The sequence below is a fragment of the Bacillus sp. NH11B genome, assembly GCF_001884205.1.
GTDB classification, from domain to species: domain Bacteria; phylum Bacillota; class Bacilli; order Bacillales; family Bacillaceae_G; genus Bacillus_A; species Bacillus_A proteolyticus.
This window is the reverse complement of the sequence record NZ_MAOG01000101.1, coordinates 177,778-196,723: the sequence shown is the minus strand read 5'-3', so window position 1 is coordinate 196,723 and position 18,946 is coordinate 177,778. Positions and strand designations below refer to the sequence as shown.

At 34.9% G+C, this 18,946-nt stretch carries 16 protein-coding genes; 3 read left to right on the top strand and 13 right to left on the bottom strand.

Annotated elements, in window-relative coordinates:
• Positions 1-200: 200 nt before the first annotated feature.
• From ablB to BAU27_RS15590, 5 genes are read right to left on the bottom strand one after another with little or no spacing between them, the layout of a single operon-like run.
• On the bottom strand, positions 201-1,100 hold the full coding sequence (ablB, locus tag BAU27_RS15610) for a putative beta-lysine N-acetyltransferase (RefSeq protein ID WP_071771381.1): 900 nt from the start codon (positions 1,098-1,100) through the stop codon (positions 201-203).
• The gene (locus BAU27_RS15605) at positions 1,097-2,365 is read right to left on the bottom strand and encodes a peptidase (protein ID WP_071771380.1); all 1,269 of its coding nucleotides are present in this window, start codon (positions 2,363-2,365) and stop codon (positions 1,097-1,099) included. The genes ablB and BAU27_RS15605 overlap by 4 nt, the downstream gene beginning before the upstream one ends.
• 15 nt (positions 2,366-2,380) lie before the next feature.
• Positions 2,381-3,043, bottom strand: coding sequence for a CoA transferase subunit B (locus BAU27_RS15600; RefSeq protein WP_071771379.1), 663 nt, complete (start codon positions 3,041-3,043; stop codon positions 2,381-2,383).
• Positions 3,028-3,726, bottom strand: a complete 699-nt coding sequence (gene atoD, locus BAU27_RS15595; protein ID WP_071745826.1) for an acetate CoA-transferase subunit alpha — start codon at positions 3,724-3,726, stop codon at positions 3,028-3,030. Before atoD ends, BAU27_RS15600 begins: the two co-directional genes overlap by 16 nt.
• A complete protein-coding gene (locus BAU27_RS15590) occupies positions 3,723-5,033 on the bottom strand; it encodes an aspartate aminotransferase family protein (RefSeq protein ID WP_001205875.1) in 1,311 nt (436 codons plus the stop codon). Before BAU27_RS15590 ends, atoD begins: the two co-directional genes overlap by 4 nt.
• 813 nt (positions 5,034-5,846) lie before the next feature.
• Here BAU27_RS15590 and BAU27_RS15585 point away from each other — a divergent pair.
• On the top strand, positions 5,847-6,596 hold the full coding sequence (locus BAU27_RS15585) for a DUF4397 domain-containing protein (protein WP_071771378.1): 750 nt from the start codon (positions 5,847-5,849) through the stop codon (positions 6,594-6,596).
• A gap of 33 nt (positions 6,597-6,629) precedes the next feature.
• Here the strand turns inward: BAU27_RS15585 and BAU27_RS15580 are convergent, their stop codons facing one another.
• Positions 6,630-7,763 carry a BA2291 family sporulation histidine kinase gene (locus BAU27_RS15580; RefSeq protein WP_083596024.1) on the bottom strand — a complete coding sequence of 378 codons (1,134 nt, stop codon included), beginning with the start codon at positions 7,761-7,763 and terminating at the stop codon, positions 6,630-6,632.
• A gap of 238 nt (positions 7,764-8,001) precedes the next feature.
• Here BAU27_RS15580 and BAU27_RS15575 point away from each other — a divergent pair, with 238 nt between their 5' ends.
• Positions 8,002-8,394 carry a YueI family protein gene (locus BAU27_RS15575; RefSeq protein ID WP_071745828.1) on the top strand — a complete coding sequence of 131 codons (393 nt, stop codon included), beginning with the start codon at positions 8,002-8,004 and terminating at the stop codon, positions 8,392-8,394.
• 120 nt (positions 8,395-8,514) lie between these two features.
• On the opposite strand, the gene BAU27_RS15570 is transcribed toward BAU27_RS15575, so the two are convergent.
• Positions 8,515-9,939 carry an aldehyde dehydrogenase family protein gene (locus BAU27_RS15570; protein ID WP_071771377.1) on the bottom strand — a complete coding sequence of 475 codons (1,425 nt, stop codon included), beginning with the start codon at positions 9,937-9,939 and terminating at the stop codon, positions 8,515-8,517.
• A 143-nt stretch (positions 9,940-10,082) separates the two neighbouring features.
• On the bottom strand, positions 10,083-11,438 hold the full coding sequence (locus BAU27_RS15565) for a hemolysin family protein (protein ID WP_071771376.1): 1,356 nt from the start codon (positions 11,436-11,438) through the stop codon (positions 10,083-10,085).
• 363 nt (positions 11,439-11,801) lie between these two features.
• On the opposite strand from BAU27_RS15565, the gene BAU27_RS15560 reads away from it, so the two are divergent.
• A complete protein-coding gene (locus BAU27_RS15560; RefSeq protein ID WP_071745831.1) occupies positions 11,802-12,287 on the top strand; it encodes a chromosome segregation protein in 486 nt (161 codons plus the stop codon).
• A gap of 101 nt (positions 12,288-12,388) precedes the next feature.
• Here BAU27_RS15560 and BAU27_RS15555 read toward each other — a convergent pair whose 3' ends face one another.
• The 5 genes from BAU27_RS15555 to arcD form a co-directional block, all read right to left on the bottom strand.
• Positions 12,389-12,985, bottom strand: a complete 597-nt coding sequence (locus tag BAU27_RS15555; protein WP_071745832.1) for a hypothetical protein — start codon at positions 12,983-12,985, stop codon at positions 12,389-12,391.
• Positions 12,986-13,301: 316 nt separating this feature from the next.
• Positions 13,302-15,152: a hypothetical protein gene (locus BAU27_RS15550; RefSeq protein WP_071771375.1), complete on the bottom strand. Its 1,851-nt coding sequence runs from the start codon at positions 15,150-15,152 to the stop codon at positions 13,302-13,304.
• Positions 15,142-16,959, bottom strand: coding sequence for an AAA family ATPase (locus tag BAU27_RS15545; RefSeq protein WP_071771374.1), 1,818 nt, complete (start codon positions 16,957-16,959; stop codon positions 15,142-15,144). Before BAU27_RS15545 ends, BAU27_RS15550 begins: the two co-directional genes overlap by 11 nt.
• A gap of 107 nt (positions 16,960-17,066) precedes the next feature.
• Positions 17,067-17,327, bottom strand: a complete 261-nt coding sequence (locus BAU27_RS15540) for a LemA domain protein (protein ID WP_071745835.1) — start codon at positions 17,325-17,327, stop codon at positions 17,067-17,069.
• A gap of 76 nt (positions 17,328-17,403) precedes the next feature.
• Positions 17,404-18,831, bottom strand: coding sequence for an arginine-ornithine antiporter (arcD, locus tag BAU27_RS15535; protein WP_071745890.1), 1,428 nt, complete (start codon positions 18,829-18,831; stop codon positions 17,404-17,406).
• Positions 18,832-18,946 lie beyond the last annotated feature (115 nt).

The window sequence follows — 18,946 nt, the reverse complement described above, 5'->3', positions numbered from 1 at the left end:
AATGTCATCCCCCCTTTTGCCGAAAATCTGGCAAATGCATGCCGGATTTTCGGCATCCCTCTGTGCGATTATAAGCATGACGATTCCGTTCTATTTTTTTGATGAAATTTGTATATATTTCTATTGCTTATTTATGGTTAAGTAAAACTTTAATCAGTGGGGCTTTATTCATCCCCACTGATTATTATCCCGACTCCCACCTAACTGCTTTGCTTTACAGCCGAATTTTGGAGCGGGAGTCTTACTGATTTCAAATAGCTTGATAAATCTTTCACCCATATATTCATATCTTCCAACTTATCAAAAATGTAGCAATTATTCGCGAGCCTTCCCGTATATGTATAGCCTAATTGATGAAAGGCTGCATTCATACCGAAAGATAGCGAACGAGCAATTGTATAGGAACAAAAAATAGATCTTTCTTGAAGTTCTTCCTCTAACTTAATTAGCAAACTTTTCATAAAACCATGTTTTCGATATTCAGGTAATGTAGCACAATTCGTTAATTCTGCATTACCTTCTTTCACATTCATTTCAGCAGATGCTGTACTAATAATTTTCCCTTTGAATTCATAAACATAGTAAATTGTATCGTCTTCCTTCATCGTCTGCTTTACATAACTCGCTTCATTTAAAGGTGTCGGATAAACTTCAAATACTTTCCCGAAGACAATTGCTAATTCTTCCGCGTCTTCTTCTGTCGCTTTTCTTAACACAAACTCCTCTGGGACTATTTTTTCTTTCACTTCTTTTGCTTTTACACCACTTAAAATGCTATCTTCCTCATTCCAATGAATACTATTTCGTCTTTCATTGGAATGATATTTCACGAAGAAGTACGCATCGTGTCCTTGAAAATAATGAGGTATCGTTGCTTCCAATAAGAAACCGAAAGAGAGCCATGTCGAAACATGCTCTCCCTTTCCTTTAATAATACATTTAGTGAAAGAATGTTTCTCTGCTAATTTATCGATTGTTTGTATAATGCGTTCAACATTTCCTGTATAGTGATCAACTCTAACACGTTTATTAAAATAGTCTAATACCCCTTCTACTGTGTAATACTTTGTCTGTTCACTAAAAGATTCATAGTATTTCATTTCTTCACCTCACACCAATCTAGTAATGTACATGCAATTATTTTCGCAGCAGCAATCATTTTATCAACTTCTATATATTCGTTTGGATAATGTGCTACTTTCGTCTCTCCTGGACCAAATACTATCGTTGGTACGTTAGCGATTTGTGTGAACAAACCTCCATCTGTTCCCCATGGCGATGCTTCTATAATCGGTTCGTTCCCTTCAATTTCAACAAAATTATGCCCAAGCGTTGTAATAAGCGGATGATTTTCTTCTAGTTCACCAGGAACCCATCTCGCTCCAAACCATTCTACTTCTACAGGATTTTTTACAAACCAACTATCCACTTCTTTTAATTCACCAATCCAGCCTTCAAACTCTTCTTTTGCTGCCTCTATAGTCTCATTCGGCGCAATACCACATCTTCCTTCTAAAATTAATGAATCGGGAACAGAACTTGGCCAGCTTCCTCCTTCAATTTTCCCAACGTTAATTGGAATCGGAATCGGAATCCCCTTAAATAATGGATCTGTAATTCGACTATTTCTCTTCTCTTCTAATTTTCTCAAATGATCTACAACAAACATACTTTTTTCTATAGCACTTACTCCTTCATAACGTGTACCACCGTGTGCTGCTTTGCCTTTTATATGTAGACGAAACCACATTGACCCTTGTTGTTTCGGAAAAAATTTCATATTCGTCGGCTCAGGAATAATAACGCCATCTGCCTTATACCCTCGTAAAATAGCTGCTAATGTTCCTGCCCCACCGCTCTCTTCTTCTATTACACTTTGAAAATGTATATCACCTTTTAGTTCAATACCACATTCAATAATCGCTTCCATCGCAAGCATAAGTGAGACATTGCCGCCTTTCATATCTGTTGTTCCACGTCCATATATGCGGTTTCCTATTTTCTCTCCACTATACGGATGATGGTCCCACTGATTTACATCCCCTTCTGGCACGACATCAATATGGCCATTTAAAATCATAGATTTCCCTTCGCCACTTCCTTTTAAAGTCGCTACAATGTTCGGGCTATCTGTAAAGCTTGTACGAGGTGATACGAAATAAGGGTGATCTTTTATTTCATTAAAAGCAGGCTCCCAAATGTCGAGGTCTAGACCTAACTCACGCAACTTTTCAATAACAATTGCCTGCGCACGACTTTCATCACCAGATACGCTCTTTTCTTGAATTAATCGTGTTAAAAATTTTACGCTCTCTTCTTCATTACGCTCAATATAATCACAAACTTGTTTTTTTAATTGCTCCATATATTACAGCTCCCCTCATTCAATTACTAGTAAATTTGAGCTTATTTGAAAATCAGCCGTCGTATGTCGTTTTACATCTTCTACAGTGTACGGACTCATTAATTCTTGTAAGACAAGTCCACTTGGAGTCACTTCCATTACAGCCATGTCTGTAATAATTAAATCTACACATTTTTTCGAAGTTAATGGCAATGTACATTCCGAAACAATCTTTGCATTTCCGTATTTATCAACATGATTCATCACAACAACGACTCGCTTCGCTTTTTGCGCTAAATCCATCGCTCCTCCAATACCTGGAACGCGTTTTCCTGGTACAATCCAGTTTGCTAAATCACCATTTCCACTTACTTGTAACGAACCAAGTATCGTAACATCAAGTAATCCTTTTCGAATCATTCCAAACGCCATGCAGCTATCGAAATAACTTGCTCCTGTAATAAGAGATGTAGGTAAACCCGCTGCATTACATAAATTCTCATCTTCATTCCCTTTACTTGGCGTTGGTCCCATACCGACAATACCGTTTTCTGCGTGAAACATAACACTCATATCTTCTGGCAAATGATTCGGTACAAGCGATGGAATTCCTATACCCAAATTTACAATCATGCCCTTTTGAATTTCTCTCGCTGCACGTCTTGCAATCTTATCTCTCACTTCTACGCCCATACCCATTTCCAATTCACTCCTTCCGATGGCACGATATAATTTACAAATACACCCGGGACGACAATTTCTTCTGGATCTAAACTTCCAAGTGGAACAATTTCTTCTGCTTCTACAATCGTTATGTCCCCAGCCATAGCTACGTGCGGATTCATATTACGAGCGCTTTTATCAAATACCAGATTGCCAAACGGATCCGCTTTTTTCGCATATACAATTGCGACTTCAGCCGTTAAAGCTGTTTCAACTAAATATGTCTTTCCATTCATTTCAATTGTTCGTTTTCCTTCTTCTACAATCGTATCAACACCTACATCAACTAAAATACCACCAAGGCCTACACCACCAGCGCGAATACGCTCTGCTAATGTTCCTTGCGGAGAAAATTCAATTTGCAATCTTCCTTCATTTAATTGTCTTCCCGCATTTGGGTTTGATCCAATATGAGAAGTAACTAAAGATTTAACCCTTTCATTCGTAACAAGACGACCAATTCCTACATCAGGAAATCCAGTATCATTTCCTATTAAATTTAAATTTGTAATGCCTTTATCTAAAACAGCTTGAATTAGAGATGGAGGGGATCCAATCCCTCCAAATCCCCCAAACATTAATGTCATATCATCATGGAACAAAGAAATTACTTCCTCTACTTCTTTTAATTTACCGAATGTATTTGTAATAGTTGTCATGCGATACTATGCCCTCCTTTTTGCATCATCTCTTCCACGCTCTTTACAAAAATTGAAAGTAATTCATCTAACTCGGAATATGTAGTTGTCATTGGTGGTGCAACAAGCAGTGCACTATCCTCTTTTCCTGCTTGCCCTGAAACAGCTTGGTATAAGAGCAATCCATTTTTAGCCGCAACCGAAATAAGTTCCGACGCTTTTGTAAACGGTTGCAATTCTATTCCAATTAGCAATCCTTTTCCACGTACATCGGCAATGATTGTCGATTGCTGCTGAACTTTCTGTAAACCTTTTAATAAATACTCTCCCTTTTCTGCTGTTTTTTCAGGTAGATTATGTTTCTCCATATATTCAATAACAGCTAAAGCCGTTGCTGCAGACAATGGATTTGCACTAAGCGTATGCCCGCTCATTACAGAACGTGATCCACGTAAAATCGGCTCCATAACACGGTCACTTACAACTGTCGCTGCCATTGGTGTATAACCCGCTCCTAGCCCCTTACCAAGCGTCATAATATCCGGTTCTACACCCCAGTGCTCCATCGCAAACCATGCACCAGTACGGCCAAGTCCAGTCATTACTTCATCCGCAATAAATAATATATCGTAATGACTACAAATATCTTTAATTACTTTATAATATTCTTTCGGCGGGACAATCGCGCCTCCAGCAGCTCCAATAATCGGTTCAGCGATAAAAGCTGCAATATGTTCTGCACCAATTCGGTCAATCGCTCTTTCTAGTTCAGTCGCACAAGCAAGCTGACAAGTTGGATATACCTTCTGTACAGGGCATCTGAAACAGTAAGGGGCTGGAATAGTTGGATAATCTTCTAAAATAGATACGAAACGTTGTCTACGTAGCGGATGCCCAGACATAGATAAAGCTCCCATCGTAATACCATGATAGCTCATCCATCGTGACAAAATTTTATGTTTCCCTTGAATACCGCGCTCCTGAAAATGCTGAATTGCGATTTTCATAGCTGTTTCATTTGCTTCCGTACCACTATTTACAAAAAAGCTCCAGTTCAAATCTCCTACACTTAAATCACTTAACTTCTTCGCTAATTTTTCAGCTGGTTCACTCGTAAACTGTGACCTATATACGAAAGCAATCTCCTCTGCTTGCTTTTTAATAACATCTGCAATCTCCTTTACGCCATGCCCAATACCTGCCGTAATTGCTCCTGACGAACCATCAAAATATTTATTTCCGTTTTGATCATACAAATATACACCTTTTCCATGTGAAATCATTGGATACGGCTGACCAACAAGTGGTTTAATTAAGTAATCGCGCATAGCGCTCCCCCATTTCTCCAATTTGTATATATATATGAAGAAAATTGACGTTTCTTTCATAAAAAAGAACCCTCTGCGAAAGCAGTGAATTTATCAAAAAACTATTATAAAATATACAAATGAGTGCAAAATATTAGTTTAAAAACAGAAAATTCAGAACTTAATTTGAAGACCAACCCTTATCTGTACGCTTAAACACCCCTCCTTGACTTAAGATAACAACAAATCAAATGCTTTTTTAACATAATATCAGCTTCCCTCAATTGCCGACATTGTGTAAACTTCGACGGAACTCCCGTTATTCTCCTTCCTAATATCCTACTTTATATTGCATATTTTCAAACAAAATTCGACATTTCACTTCACTACATAGATAACCACAATTATCGTAACTATTACTAAACAAGTAGTACCATCTATTTAAAACAAAAAAAAGAACCGATTAACCACAGTAATCAGTTCGGCACGACGCTCTTTTATCTGATATTACCTTTTTCAGCCAGTTCACTTATTGGGAATAGAAATACTTATAGTGCAAATCCAACATTTGTACTACAGCCTAAAGCACGAAATCCTCCATAACTAAATTCACACTACATACCCGGGATTATCCACATCCCTATTGTTCTCCTTCCTTCAAACTCAAACTACCTTTCCTTTATAAATTATGTAGGACAATTACCGATTTGTATGTGTGTTTGCCTATAAATAAAAAAATCCCTATTTTAACTTTTCCTTTCAGAAAAACAGTTTTTTTCGCATATCTTCTTTCCAGCTCCGCATATAGTTGTAATGATGAAGGAGGAATGTTTTATGACTCAATCCGAAATTGAAAAATACGGACAAGAAGCTGCACGTTACGAACAACTCGCTCGTTACTACCAATATAGCAATCCTAAAAAGTATGTGGAACTCTATATGAAATACCATGATGCAATTACAAAACTTGTACAAGCATATGAAAAGAGAGATTCACAAGAAGCGACTTTGCCGTCACATATGAGAATTTTCCACACAGCTCCCCACACACCAGCAGTTGATATTATTGTAAATGGACAAAAAGTGATTAAAAATATTTCCTTTAAACAATTCAGTCCTTACTTATCATTAGTACAAGGTAAATACCGTATTGATATTGTCCCTGTTGGAAACGAAACTCCAATATTCTCAGCATTAGTCCCCATAATGGGGAATCACACTTATACCCTTGCAGCGGTGGATAGCGATAATCACCTCCAATTACAACCTATTCTTGATAATACTCATTTACCATCTGGTCAAGCAAAAATACGGTTTGCACATTTTTCACCAGACACTCCAGTTGTAAATGTTAATTTGAAAGATGGGGATCATTTATTTGAAAATGTACTCTTTAAACAAGTAACAGATTTTTTACAAGTTAGCCCTGGTACAGCAGATATTGAAGTTTCACTTGCTGATTCAAAAAAAGTACTATTAACCATTCCTAAGTTCAACGTTGAACCAAATTCAATTTACACAATTTCAATAATAGGTTATTCAACTGAGGACCCAAAGTTAGAGGCCGTTATACTTACAAATTAAAACAGTCTACACCATTCGTATGGTGTAGACTGTTTACTTTTGAAACTCAATTTGAAATTCTGTCCAGTCGTTATTCGAACGACACAATATGGATCCTTTATGCTTTTCTACAATTTGTTTACATACAAATAGTCCAATACCAGTTCCTAGCTTTTTAGTAGTTACAAATGGCTCAAAAATGGTTTCTACGCTTTCCGCTGGAATCATAGGCCCATTATTTTTTATAACAATGCGAATAGTGGTATCCTCTTCAAATACATCAATGACAATTTTCCGCTCTTCTTTCACCGATTCAAGAGCATCAATTGAATTCATTAAAATATTTAAAAATACTTGTCTCACTTCACTCCGGTAGCCAATGAGTGGAATAGGATACGGCAAATTTTTTTCAATCAAAACATTTGCATTTACTAAACTTGGATACAAGAATTGTATAATATCTTGAAACAAGTCATTTAGCCAAAAACGTTCAGATTCATTCCACATTTCTTTTTTCGACACAAGTAAAAATTGTGAAATCCTAAAATTCAATTGATCTAATTCATGTGAAATAATATCTAAATACGATAGATTAGGATGGTCTGTCTTCAATAACTTTACAAATCCCATAATTGAAGTTAGCGGATTACGAAATTCATGGACAAAACTAGCCGACATTTGCCCTAGAATCGTAAGCCTTTCTTTATGTGTTTCGTTTATATATTGCTGTTTTTCTTCTAAATTTCTCGTTATAATTTCTGAGTATTTTAAAACGGTATAATAAATTAATTTGTCAAAACAAGTATGTATTTTGGCCATAATCGGTTTCAGTTCACGAGCACTTACATCCAATTCGCACATTGCTTCAAAAAGTTCATTTCTTCCCACATTTGCATTATAGACAAAATCTCCAATATTCGCATCTGCCCCTGCACGCTCAATGGCAATTTTCTCACATAATGGTTGAAGATAATTAATATCTTTATCTTCCATAACAAGTTCGATAATTAACTCTAATAAATCTTCTCCATTTTGAACTACTTCTTGTTTAAATGGATCTTTTTCGGAAATTATCATTTTGTTTTTCCAGTTCTCTACGAATTGGTGCTTGTTGTTTTTCAAGTGCGAACAAAATACTTCTTTAATATCCTTATCGATTGGAAAAACCTCCATTCCCTCCATTTCCATACGACGAATACCCTTTATATTTTGAATATTAACACAAAAAATACATTTCGTTAATAGATTATTGTCACATTTTGTTAATTTCTGTTGATAAAATTTATTTTTCCTTTCTTATTAAATAAGTTTTATTCATATATCTCTTTTTCTTTCTCATTTTTTAATTATTTTTCTGTTCAAAACTACTTTTTTTTGCATCCTTTTTAATTCTTGCGTACAATAAGAATTGAAAGGTGTGAAAAATATGGTAAATAAAAATGTGGAAGATTATCTCCAAGAAGGCATATATGGCCAAAAGCAAAACAAACCAGAAGAACGTAATATGTACTTAACTACATTACGTGAGCGTGTGGAAGTCGCTTTAACAATCGGTCAAGTAATGCAAAGTAATGTGTATACAGAAGTAACTGGTAGCATGCGTTCTTCTCAATCATTACAACTATTCCTAAATGGTAGCATTGCTTACCCACATTTATCAAAATACATTAAATTAGCAAATGAAAAAAATGTTCCTTTTACAATTGTTCAAAATAAAGGTACAGAAACACCAATCGGTTTAGTACTATCTCATAGCACTGCTGTTGACAAAGAACAAATTTATGTAGAAGATGCTATTTTCAAACAAGAAATGAAGTAAAAGGTACACTTGATTAAATGAAATCGTTCCGAGAAACGTAAAACAAACAATAAAAAACGAGTATGGAATCGTAAACATTTCCTGCTCGTTTTTTATTGCGATGTTTAAGCTCGATCTACTTTATTTTTTAATACACACTAATTTCATTTCTGTCATTTCTTCTATTGCATATTTAATTCCTTCACGACCTGTGCCACTCTCTTTCACACCACCATAAGGCATATGATCAACCCTGAACGTTGGAATATCATTAATCATGACACCACCGACTTCTAATTCATCAATGGCACGCATTGCTTTACATAAATTGTTTGTAAATACACCTGCTTGTAGACCGTAACGTGAATTATTTACTTGCTCTATAGCCTCATCAAATTCTTTAAATGTATTTACTGTCATGAGTGGACCAAATACTTCTTGGCACTGAACAGATACATACTCTGGAACATTTGTTAATACAGTTGGTTCAAAGATTCTTGCATCACGTTTGTTACCACCGTATACAACATTTGCTCCTGCCTTAACTGCCTCTTCTACCCATGAACTTACACGTTCTACATCTTTTTTTGAAATAAGTGCTGATACATCTGTTTCTTCATGAAGCGGGTCTCCTACTACAACGTTTTCCATTGCTTTTGTTAATTTTGTAATAAATTCATCTATTTTGCATTCATGTACAAAAACACGTTGTACAGAAATACAAACTTGTCCATTATTCACAAACGCGCCCCATTTTATACGTTCAATTATTTCATCTGTCAATTCAACGTCTTCATCAATGATAACAGCAGCATTTGATCCTAATTCTAACGTCACTCGTTTCAATCCAGCTTTTTGCTTAATTCCAATACCTACTTTTGGACTTCCTGTAAAAGTAATACAAGCAACGTTCTCATCTTTCACTATTGCCTCACCTACAACAGGTCCAGGTCCAGAAATTATATTGAAAGCTCCCTTTGGTAAACCAGCTTCTTCAAATAATTCCACCAATGCGTATGACGAAAGTGGCGTTTGGTCGGCTGGCTTTAGCACTATAGTATTTCCAGCCGCAATTGCCGGACCTACTTTATGTGCTACTAAATTAAGTGGAAAATTAAACGGTGTAATAGCACCAATAACTCCTATAGGTTGTCGAATTGTATACGCTATACGCCCCTCTGCTCCTGGCGCCGCATCTAATGGTAACGTCTCACCATATATTCGCTTCGCTTCTTCAGCTGCAAACTTATATGTTTGAACAGTGCGATCTACTTCTCCCCGTGCAGCACGAATTGGTTTTGCTGCTTCTTTTGCGATAATCACTGCAAACTCTTCTCTTCTCTCATCCATTTTTTGTGCAACCTTTTCTAAAATAGTTGCGCGATCGTATGCAGATAATTTTTTCATTTCTTTCATTGCATTTTTAGCCGCAACTATCGCTTCTTTTACATCATCTTCTGTACCTTGCGCGATCTCCGCTAACATTTCTTCAGAATATGGTGCATACAATGGTTTATACGTCCCTACTGATTTCCATACCCCATTTATATATAAAGGCTTTTTCATAGTGGTTCTCCTTCCGAATATATGTATACAATAATACATTACATTTATTTCACCTAGTGAAAGGTCTGACTTATGTAATTGTATCATAGCCCTAACACCCCAAAAAACATTTTGCTCAAAAAAACTCTGCTACAAAGCAGAGTTTACGAACTAATTTGTTCTTGGAGCAGAATTTTTTTTTCATCCCCCACAATAACAATCGATTCTGAAGGTTTCGTTACTTCCAACCTCTTAATATAGTGCCCATCTAATTCCTTCACACAAAACTTATGGTTTTCAATTTCAATGGTATCTCCTTCGGCAATCTCAATATTTTTCGTTAGTATCCAGCCGCCGATCGTATCGACATCATCGTCGTCAATAGTCAAACCTAATAATGCATTCACTTCACTAACAAGTACTTTTCCTTCTAAAATTGTTTTCGTCTCACTAACTTGTTGGATTTCCGGTTGTTCATCAGTATCGAACTCATCTTGAATATCCCCTACAATCTCTTCTAAAATATCTTCAACGGTTACAAGACCTGATGTACCACCATATTCATCAATTAATATAGCAATATGCGTCCTTTCCCTTTGCATTTTTAAAAATAGATCATGAATTGGGATAGATTCAATTACTAGAATAATTGGCCTAATATATTGCTCCACTGTCTTTTCACTAACAACTCGATGCTTCACAAAATCTGTAAATATATCTTTAAAATTCACAAAGCCTATTACATGGTCCTTATCACCATCAACCACCGGATACCTCGTATATTTTTCATGAGACATTTTTTGTAAAGCCTCTTCGGCAGGCATTTCTTTATTTAAAATATTCATTTCTGTTCGTGGTACCATTATTTCTTTCGCAATACGATCGTCAAATTCAAATATTTTATTTACATATTTATATTCAGATTGATTAATCTCACCGTTTTTATAACTTTCTGAAACCAACAACCGCAATTCTTCTTCTGAATGCACTTCGTCATGCTTTTTTGGTGGTTTCAACCCAAAAAATTTCGTAATTAGCCGAGCTGATCCATTTAAAAGCCAAATGAATGGGAATGCAATACGATAAAACAAAATGAGTGGCTTAACAACAAAGAAACTCACTTGTTCTGCTTTTTGAATCGCCAATGTTTTTGGAGCTAACTCTCCTACTACCACATGAAAAAATGTGATAAACAAAAACACTAAAATTATAGCCAGAATATCTGCGAGTTGAGTGGGGACATTCCAATTAGCAAACAACACATCAAACATGTGCTTTAGCGCAGGTTTACCAGACCACCCAATCCCAAGAGCTGTAACAGTTATTCCTAACTGACAAGCTGATAAATATTCGTCTAAGTTTGTAATGACTGTTTTGACAGATATTGCACGATTATTTCCTTCTGCAATTAAATAGTCAATTCGTGAACTCCTCACTTTAACAATTGCAAATTCTGCTGCAACGAAAAATGCCGTTAAGGCAATTAAAACAATCACTATGCTTATACTATATATATCCAAATACTTTTCCTTACTTACAGTGTAAGCAAGGAAGCCACCTCCTACTTAAATTTATTCAAGTGAAGTAAGCATTCTTATACTCTAATAAAATTCTACATTAGCAACCACCTTTTTATATATTATATGCATACATAAAAAAGATATTTATAATTATGATAATCTAATTAGCTTATTATCGTCAAACTATAATAATCCCAATTTTTCGATTAATAAAAATAGTTTGTATAAATCGTATATGCTAAACAGCTCAATTTCGTGAAAAAACACTTTCTTTGCCGATTCCACACTTCTTTTGTCACACCTGAAGGGAACTTACTACATAACTAGAAATCATTCAACAGGATATATATAGGAGGGATTATTTTGGAATATAAAACACCATTTATCGCGAAGAAATTAGGTGTTAGCCCAAAGGCTGTTGTCCGGATTGCACAACAATTAAATCTTACGATAGAAAAAAATAAATATGGTCATTTTATTTTCACACAAGGTGATTTAGATCAAATGTTAGAATACCATCGTTCTCAGGCAGACCAACCTCACAACATTCAACCTACTCAAACAACATCATCAAATGATTTTGAGCAATTAGCAGCTCAATTAAATTCAATAACGAGAAGACTAGATCGAATGGAAGAACAAATGCTAGATAAAGCAAATGATGTCGTTACATACCAACTTTTACAACATCGCCGTGAAATGGAGGAAATGTTAGAGCGAATTCAAAAACTAGAAGCTGCCTTAAAAAAAGAAGAACCAATATATATTACTCCTGATTCAAAACCAACATATGAAAGAGAAAAGAAACCTAAGCGCCGCAAAATGATTTTTAGTATATTTGGACTATAAACTTGTAGACCCTTATTACAAGAATAAGGGTCTACTTTTTGTATGAAGAAAGAAGGCTGTAACATGATACCCTTCTTCATATTATACATATTCATATATTTTTATTTTGTTAACATAATATTTTTACTGTATTCTGCAATAAGTGCCTGCGCATGAGCATTCCCTTGAATAATATCACGGAATTCTTTCAAAGAATACAAATGTGTAGCCCCTTTTCGAGCATGAATCCGTACTGGTACACCTTGTAAAGTATCATGAAACTGGAATGGACTATCTATCGGCTCAATTGGAAAACCGAGTGTAAGTAAATACATATACATTCTTTTTGTAACTGCTGCAATATACCATTCAGCTTTCGTCTCTAACGCATGCATAAATAAAATCGCTGCCAGCCTTTTGAAATGTCCTCTACCCCGAGACGTTTTCGCAATGCTTAACTTTCCTATTTCATATACATTTTTCAAATCTTTCACTAAATCATTTTTAGAAAACGGATAGAAAAACTCCGAATTTGATTGTTCAGGTACTGTATACTTAATACATTCTACTGTACCGATATGATGTTCATCTTCTATTAATAAAAATCGTGATGGATTTAAATTACGTTCTACAAACATTAAGTTTCTTTCTTCACAAAAATCTCCCCATAGTTGCTCGAACCAAAAATGTTCTTCCTTTGTTTGAACACGCTGGAACATATTTACCCGCCTTTCCCATCGCCGCTCTGTTTTTGATAACGCTTTCACTTACTATCATATAAGAACAAACCTTCGTATGCAACTAAAAATATTTACGTCTTATTATATTCTGCAAATTGAATTAAATTCCTATTTCACACTCTGTTCCCCCGCATGTACCATTCCTTACTTTCTTATACAATCGTACATACAAAGAAAGTTAATTTCTCTAATGAAAGATGATTACCATTTCAAATTCGACCCATGTTATGCTTCTTTCCTTATGGCATATAATTCTTCTTAACCGAAAGAAATCCTTTATAAAAAAGGATTTCTTTTACATTTTATTGCTTTTTAACCATTTTTCAAAAATTTGAATCATTCCGTGCTTTCCCGCCAACTTCTCTTCTCCTTGTTTCGTCTTATACGGATATAATTGTAAAAACACACCACAACCAGATTCTATTTTTTTACTATGCATATGACTCCCTGGATATACACAAATCACTTCATAAATTGCCCTACGATGAAAAACTCGTTTCCCACTTTGTTCTTCTACATATTTAATAGACCAGTATTTATACATTTGCTCCGTCGCTTTCGTATTACCAATAGGTTGAAAAATATTATACATAGGGCTATATTTCACTTCAATAATTATAGATGATTTATATACGTACTTCTCTTCTTCCTTTACAAAACAATCTAGACGTATATCTGGCTTCTTTGTGTCCTCTCCATTATAAAAATTACTTCCTTTACTAAGTGCAATAAGGGGGTGTGTTTCAATTAGATCATTAAATGCGACGTGTACTTTTATATTATCTCTATGCAAGATAACTGTCGTTCCATCTTGTAATCCGTCTAAATAAAAATGTTCTTGTATTTGTTCACGGATAGGATTCTTATCTTCAAATCCGATTTGTTCTAATATAGAAATAACGATAAAAAAAGCGTAATATTCATACACTAAAAACGTTGGTTTATATACGAATAATAAAGATGGGGATTGCTCCGTTTGCTGCGGTAACAATTCTAAATGATGGAGTAATTGTTGATGTGGTATAGATAAAGTGTGCGAATTAATGTTAGCTGTTTCAGAAATTCCCCTCCAAAATGGAGAATACAATAAATTTCGAAAGTATTGCACGCTTTCATGTACGATATGAGCTAATATTTTATATTCTTGTATTTTCACAGAACTTTTACGTAAATCTGCTTCTTTTAGTAAATGTATATTTCTATATTTTTGTTTTTCTCTGTCCGTCACTGATCCATTTCGTTCAATCGTTTTCATAATTGTTTTAACAGCTTGGAATTCATCTGATTTTTTCTTTTTTTCTCCTTCTAGTATTTCAATCGTTTTACGTACAAAACTTTCTGCTTCAAGTAAATAATAATAGAATTGCATTGTTTTAAATTTAAGGAATGCATTTTCAATACTATTTTTTTGCTCCTTAAATTTACGATTATAATATTTCGCATAAAGCTTTCTTTCTGTCATAATGGCAGTTTTTCTCGTTGTCTTCCGCTCTTTCGTTTCCCAATTAAATTCGTGTACAAATTCCGCATTCGATTCTACTTTCTTAAAAATTTGTTTTATTCTTTTCATTTTTTGTGGCAATTTTCTTAACAATACCAAATAAGAAGAATCTTCAATGTCGCTCAGTGCTGAGAAAGTTTTCTTGTAATAACCTCTATCTAAAATTAACTCGTTTAAAATTGACTTCACATAATCTTGAATCATTTCAAATTGGTCATCAAAAAAGTTTTTAGGAACAACTTGAAACGCCCCATAATAAGTTTTATCTTCTATACGCACTTCAAAATGATATAACCCACAGCGCCACGGATAAAAAAATTCAGTTTTTCCATGTTCATACACTAATACTCTTTGTTTTTTTTCATTTAATTCATATTGCGACTCTTTTATATTCTTTTGTCCCTCATATACTTTATTCCATATGAATGTAATATCGATTGGATTTTGATAATGGAAATGCAATTTCAGTGGTTTTAATTCCTGTACCTTATAAATACATTGAACTAGTGCTGTAGTAGACGTACAAAGGCGATTTAAAAGGATAAAATCGCCTTTCCCCTCAGTACCAATGATTAGCTTCAATACAAACGGTAGCGTTTCTTTCGTATCGACGATTGCTGTTTCATAACGCTCCTCATTTTGCATATCCATACAGCTCCAGTTCTCTACGCTTTTGTCTAATATAAGCTAAAGAATGTTCAAATGTAGATACACGATTTGCAAGCGGAGACTGTAAAAGTGGTATCAATATCGCTCCCCTTTTTGCTTCTTCAGAAAGTAGAGAGCCCACTGTCATTTCTGTCCCCCTTAATTTCGTTAATACGCGTTGCTTTATTTGCAAGTCAAAGCCTTCTTCCCTGCTAATCATATAGGACTGATTATTTTGGAACGGTATATTTTGCAAATACGTAGCGATTGCGTTTGCACATCGGAAAGAAATTCCTTTTGATATATCGTGTGATGATAATACATCATGTAACTTATCCAATAACTCTAATTCCTCTTCAGTAAACACTTCAATCATCTCTTTATTCCTAAACCAATTAATTCGAAATTCTCCCGTTGTTACTTTCAGCGGGGGTTGCTGAACTATTTTCTCTTGTTCTATACTCATCTCGCAAAACGGAATTTTTTGTAACGTAATCAAATTTGTTCGATCTAATAATCGATCGGAAAGCTCTTTCGTCGTTTCATCAAAATTTACAGTGCCAACGAAAATAACATTCTCACCAATTTCCACTGAAGGCGGAATTTGATTTTCTATTTCTTGTACTTTCTCATACAAATTCAAAATACGATTCTGCTTTTCAAGTTGAAGAACGGATAGAAATGGAGTAAACCAATGCTCAATATGTGACATGTTCATTTCATCAAACACAATTATATACAATTGATTTGGGTTTTCTTTAGCCTGCAGCAATGTCCGAACTAACTTCGTTTCACTTTCAATAAAATTACCATTCGGATGAAGGTAGCCGAGAATATCATGTGGTTCTTGATACGATGGTGAAATCGGAATCCAAATTAATTCTTCACCATAACGTAAGCCGAGCGCTTCTGCATATGCTTGCACAAAGCGTGATTTCCCAACACCTGGTATACCGCCAACAATCGTTAACATATTGGTTTTAACACTAATGTGAAAATTATATATATCTGTATCATCCAAATATAGACCTTTTTTACGAACCATACTTTGTACATACTGCAAAAAAGAGGATTCACGCTCATCCCATTCCCAGTCCTCCTTTTGCATTTTAATATCCTCTGCTTCAACTAACTTACCTTCTTCAACAATTCGTTTATTTAGTTGCTCATACACATTCTCACTTACAAAATATAAATGATCATCTACCGCTATTTCTACATGTTTCATCCAATCGTTTATTTCAATATATTTGCATTCTTTTCTTTGCTCAAAATATGAAATTGAACTTATTGATGATTTTAACGATAAATTCCCATATAGTCTTCCTTCATACCATAATAATTCTGGAGGCTCAAAGTCTTTTGGTAATTTAGGCATAAGAAATGATAAATAACCGTTGCTTAACTTCCGTTCCAAAGACGCTCTCTTTTTATAATTCGAGACCTTTGGTGAAGGAATCAATTTATATGAAGATGCTATCTCCCTAGGCTCTTCTGTACATATTAATTCCAAAAATAAATTTCCTCGATCATAATAAAGACGAAACATAACCAATTGCTTTTCTAATTTACGCTTCTTTAAATCAGTAAAGATTTTTTCATTTTTTTTATTACTGCATAACCCTTCAAATAAATATTTTCCAGCCGGAAATAACTCTTGTAAAGTTAAGGGTAATGGAGAAAGGCATTGTACAAAGAAATTTTCCCCATTCTTCTCTCCCTCCGCTTTTGCAAACGTTCCAATAAACCTCATATAATACATTCGCTTTATAAAACTCGGATGAAGAGCTTTATGTAATTTCAACGTAGTCACCTTCTTTTTTTCATACTATTCTTAGTGTATGAACTACAATCTAAAACTAGAAATAAAAAACCTGACGTCATCCGTCAGGTTCAAAATTAAAACGTATATTATAGAGAAGGAAATGCTTTTTTTTCTTGTAAAATAGCATTATGAGCAATTTTCATTTTAGCAAGTACGTACCGTAATCGATCTTCGGCATTTTCATCTTTATTTTGCTGCAAACTCGCCAAATTCTCTACAGAACTCGCTAAATTTTCAATCACACCTCGAAGTTCAGGATGATGATTAAAAAAAGATTCTTGTACTAATACTTTCCTTAAATCACTAGCTAAATCCATAATTCTAGTCAACTGTTCTTTTTCTTCCATTTTCATCCCTCCTGAATATCTTATGTATTAAATATTCTCTAAACTAAGAAAAAAGCCCTTTAAATTTAAAGGACTTTTACAATTTTATATTTCCTGACATTAACATATAAATTGACGTGATAGCTGCGATAACAATTGCCCACATCACATATCGCTCTTTGCCTGCAAAACAACGATTCCCTTTTTCTTTTCTTGCAAACATATACACGAGAATCCCAATACCATATACGATTGAAACAAGCAGTAAATTCTTTAAACCAGCTGCGTAAATGAGCCATACAGAATATACAGAAGCAATTAAAGCTAACAAACCATTTTTCACTCTCGCAACTTCCAGCTCTTTCGTAATGACTAATTTCAATTGGTATAACGCTGATAATAAGTACGGCAGTAATATAGATGTTGACGCAATAAAATACATAATTTGATATGTCGATTGTGAAAACAGGACGATTATAAATATAATTTGAGCAACGATATTTGAAATCCATAATGCCATATGCGGCGTTTGCTTCTTATTTGTTTTCGTAAAGACTTTCGGAAATACTCCATCTTTTCCTGCTACGTGAGAGATTTCAGAAACAAGTAAAAACCAGCCAATTAATGTACCTACAAGTGAAGCAACTAATCCGATGTTAATCGCAACTGCCCCCCAAGGTCCAACAACATGCTCTAATACATGTCCCATTGAAGGAGTTTCTAAAACCGAAAGCTCATTTCTCGTCATAGCTCCCATTGACAGCACAGAAATTAAAATATAAATAGACATTACTAAAATTAATCCAAGTACTGTCGCTTTTCCAACGTCCCTGCTATTTTTAGCTCTTCCTGATAATACAACTGCTCCTTCAACCCCAATGAACACCCAAAGAGTTACAAGCATTGTATTTTTCACTTGACCTAGTACAGAGGAAACCGTGATTGTTCCTTCGCCCCAAAAGTCATGTGTAAATGTATCCCAGCGAAACGCTGTTACCATCACGACAATAAATAATAAAATCGGAACTAATTTCCCAATCGTTGCGATAACATTCATAATGGAAGCTTCACGGATTCCAAATAAGATAAGAAAATGAAGTGTCCATAATAAAAGGGATGCACCAACGATAGACGCAACATTATTTCCTCCTTTAAAAATTGGGAAGAAATAACCTAATGTGCTAAACAACAACATAATGGTTGCGACATTTCCTAAAATCCCTGCCAACCAGTACCCCCAAGCACTGTTAAAACCAATATATTCACCGAAACCAGCTCGTGCATAACTATAAATTCCGCCCTCAAGCTCCGGTTTTTGTCTTGCTAACGTTTGATATACGAGCGCAAGTGGAATCATTCCCATCGCTGTAATACACCAACCAATTATCGTTGCACCACTATTTGCTCCTACTGCTAAATCATGCGGTAAACTAAAAACACCGCCACCAACCATCGTTCCAACTACTAATGCGATTAACGGAAAAAATCCTAACTTCTTTTCTATTTGTACCACCCCATCTGTCATTCTAGGTGCTATGTTCATTCAACTATTAAAGTCACCTTTTTCTCTAATAGACGTTTCTCTTATATTTTTTCAGGAAAACATTACTTATTCTAAAAGAAAATGAAGAAAAATGGAA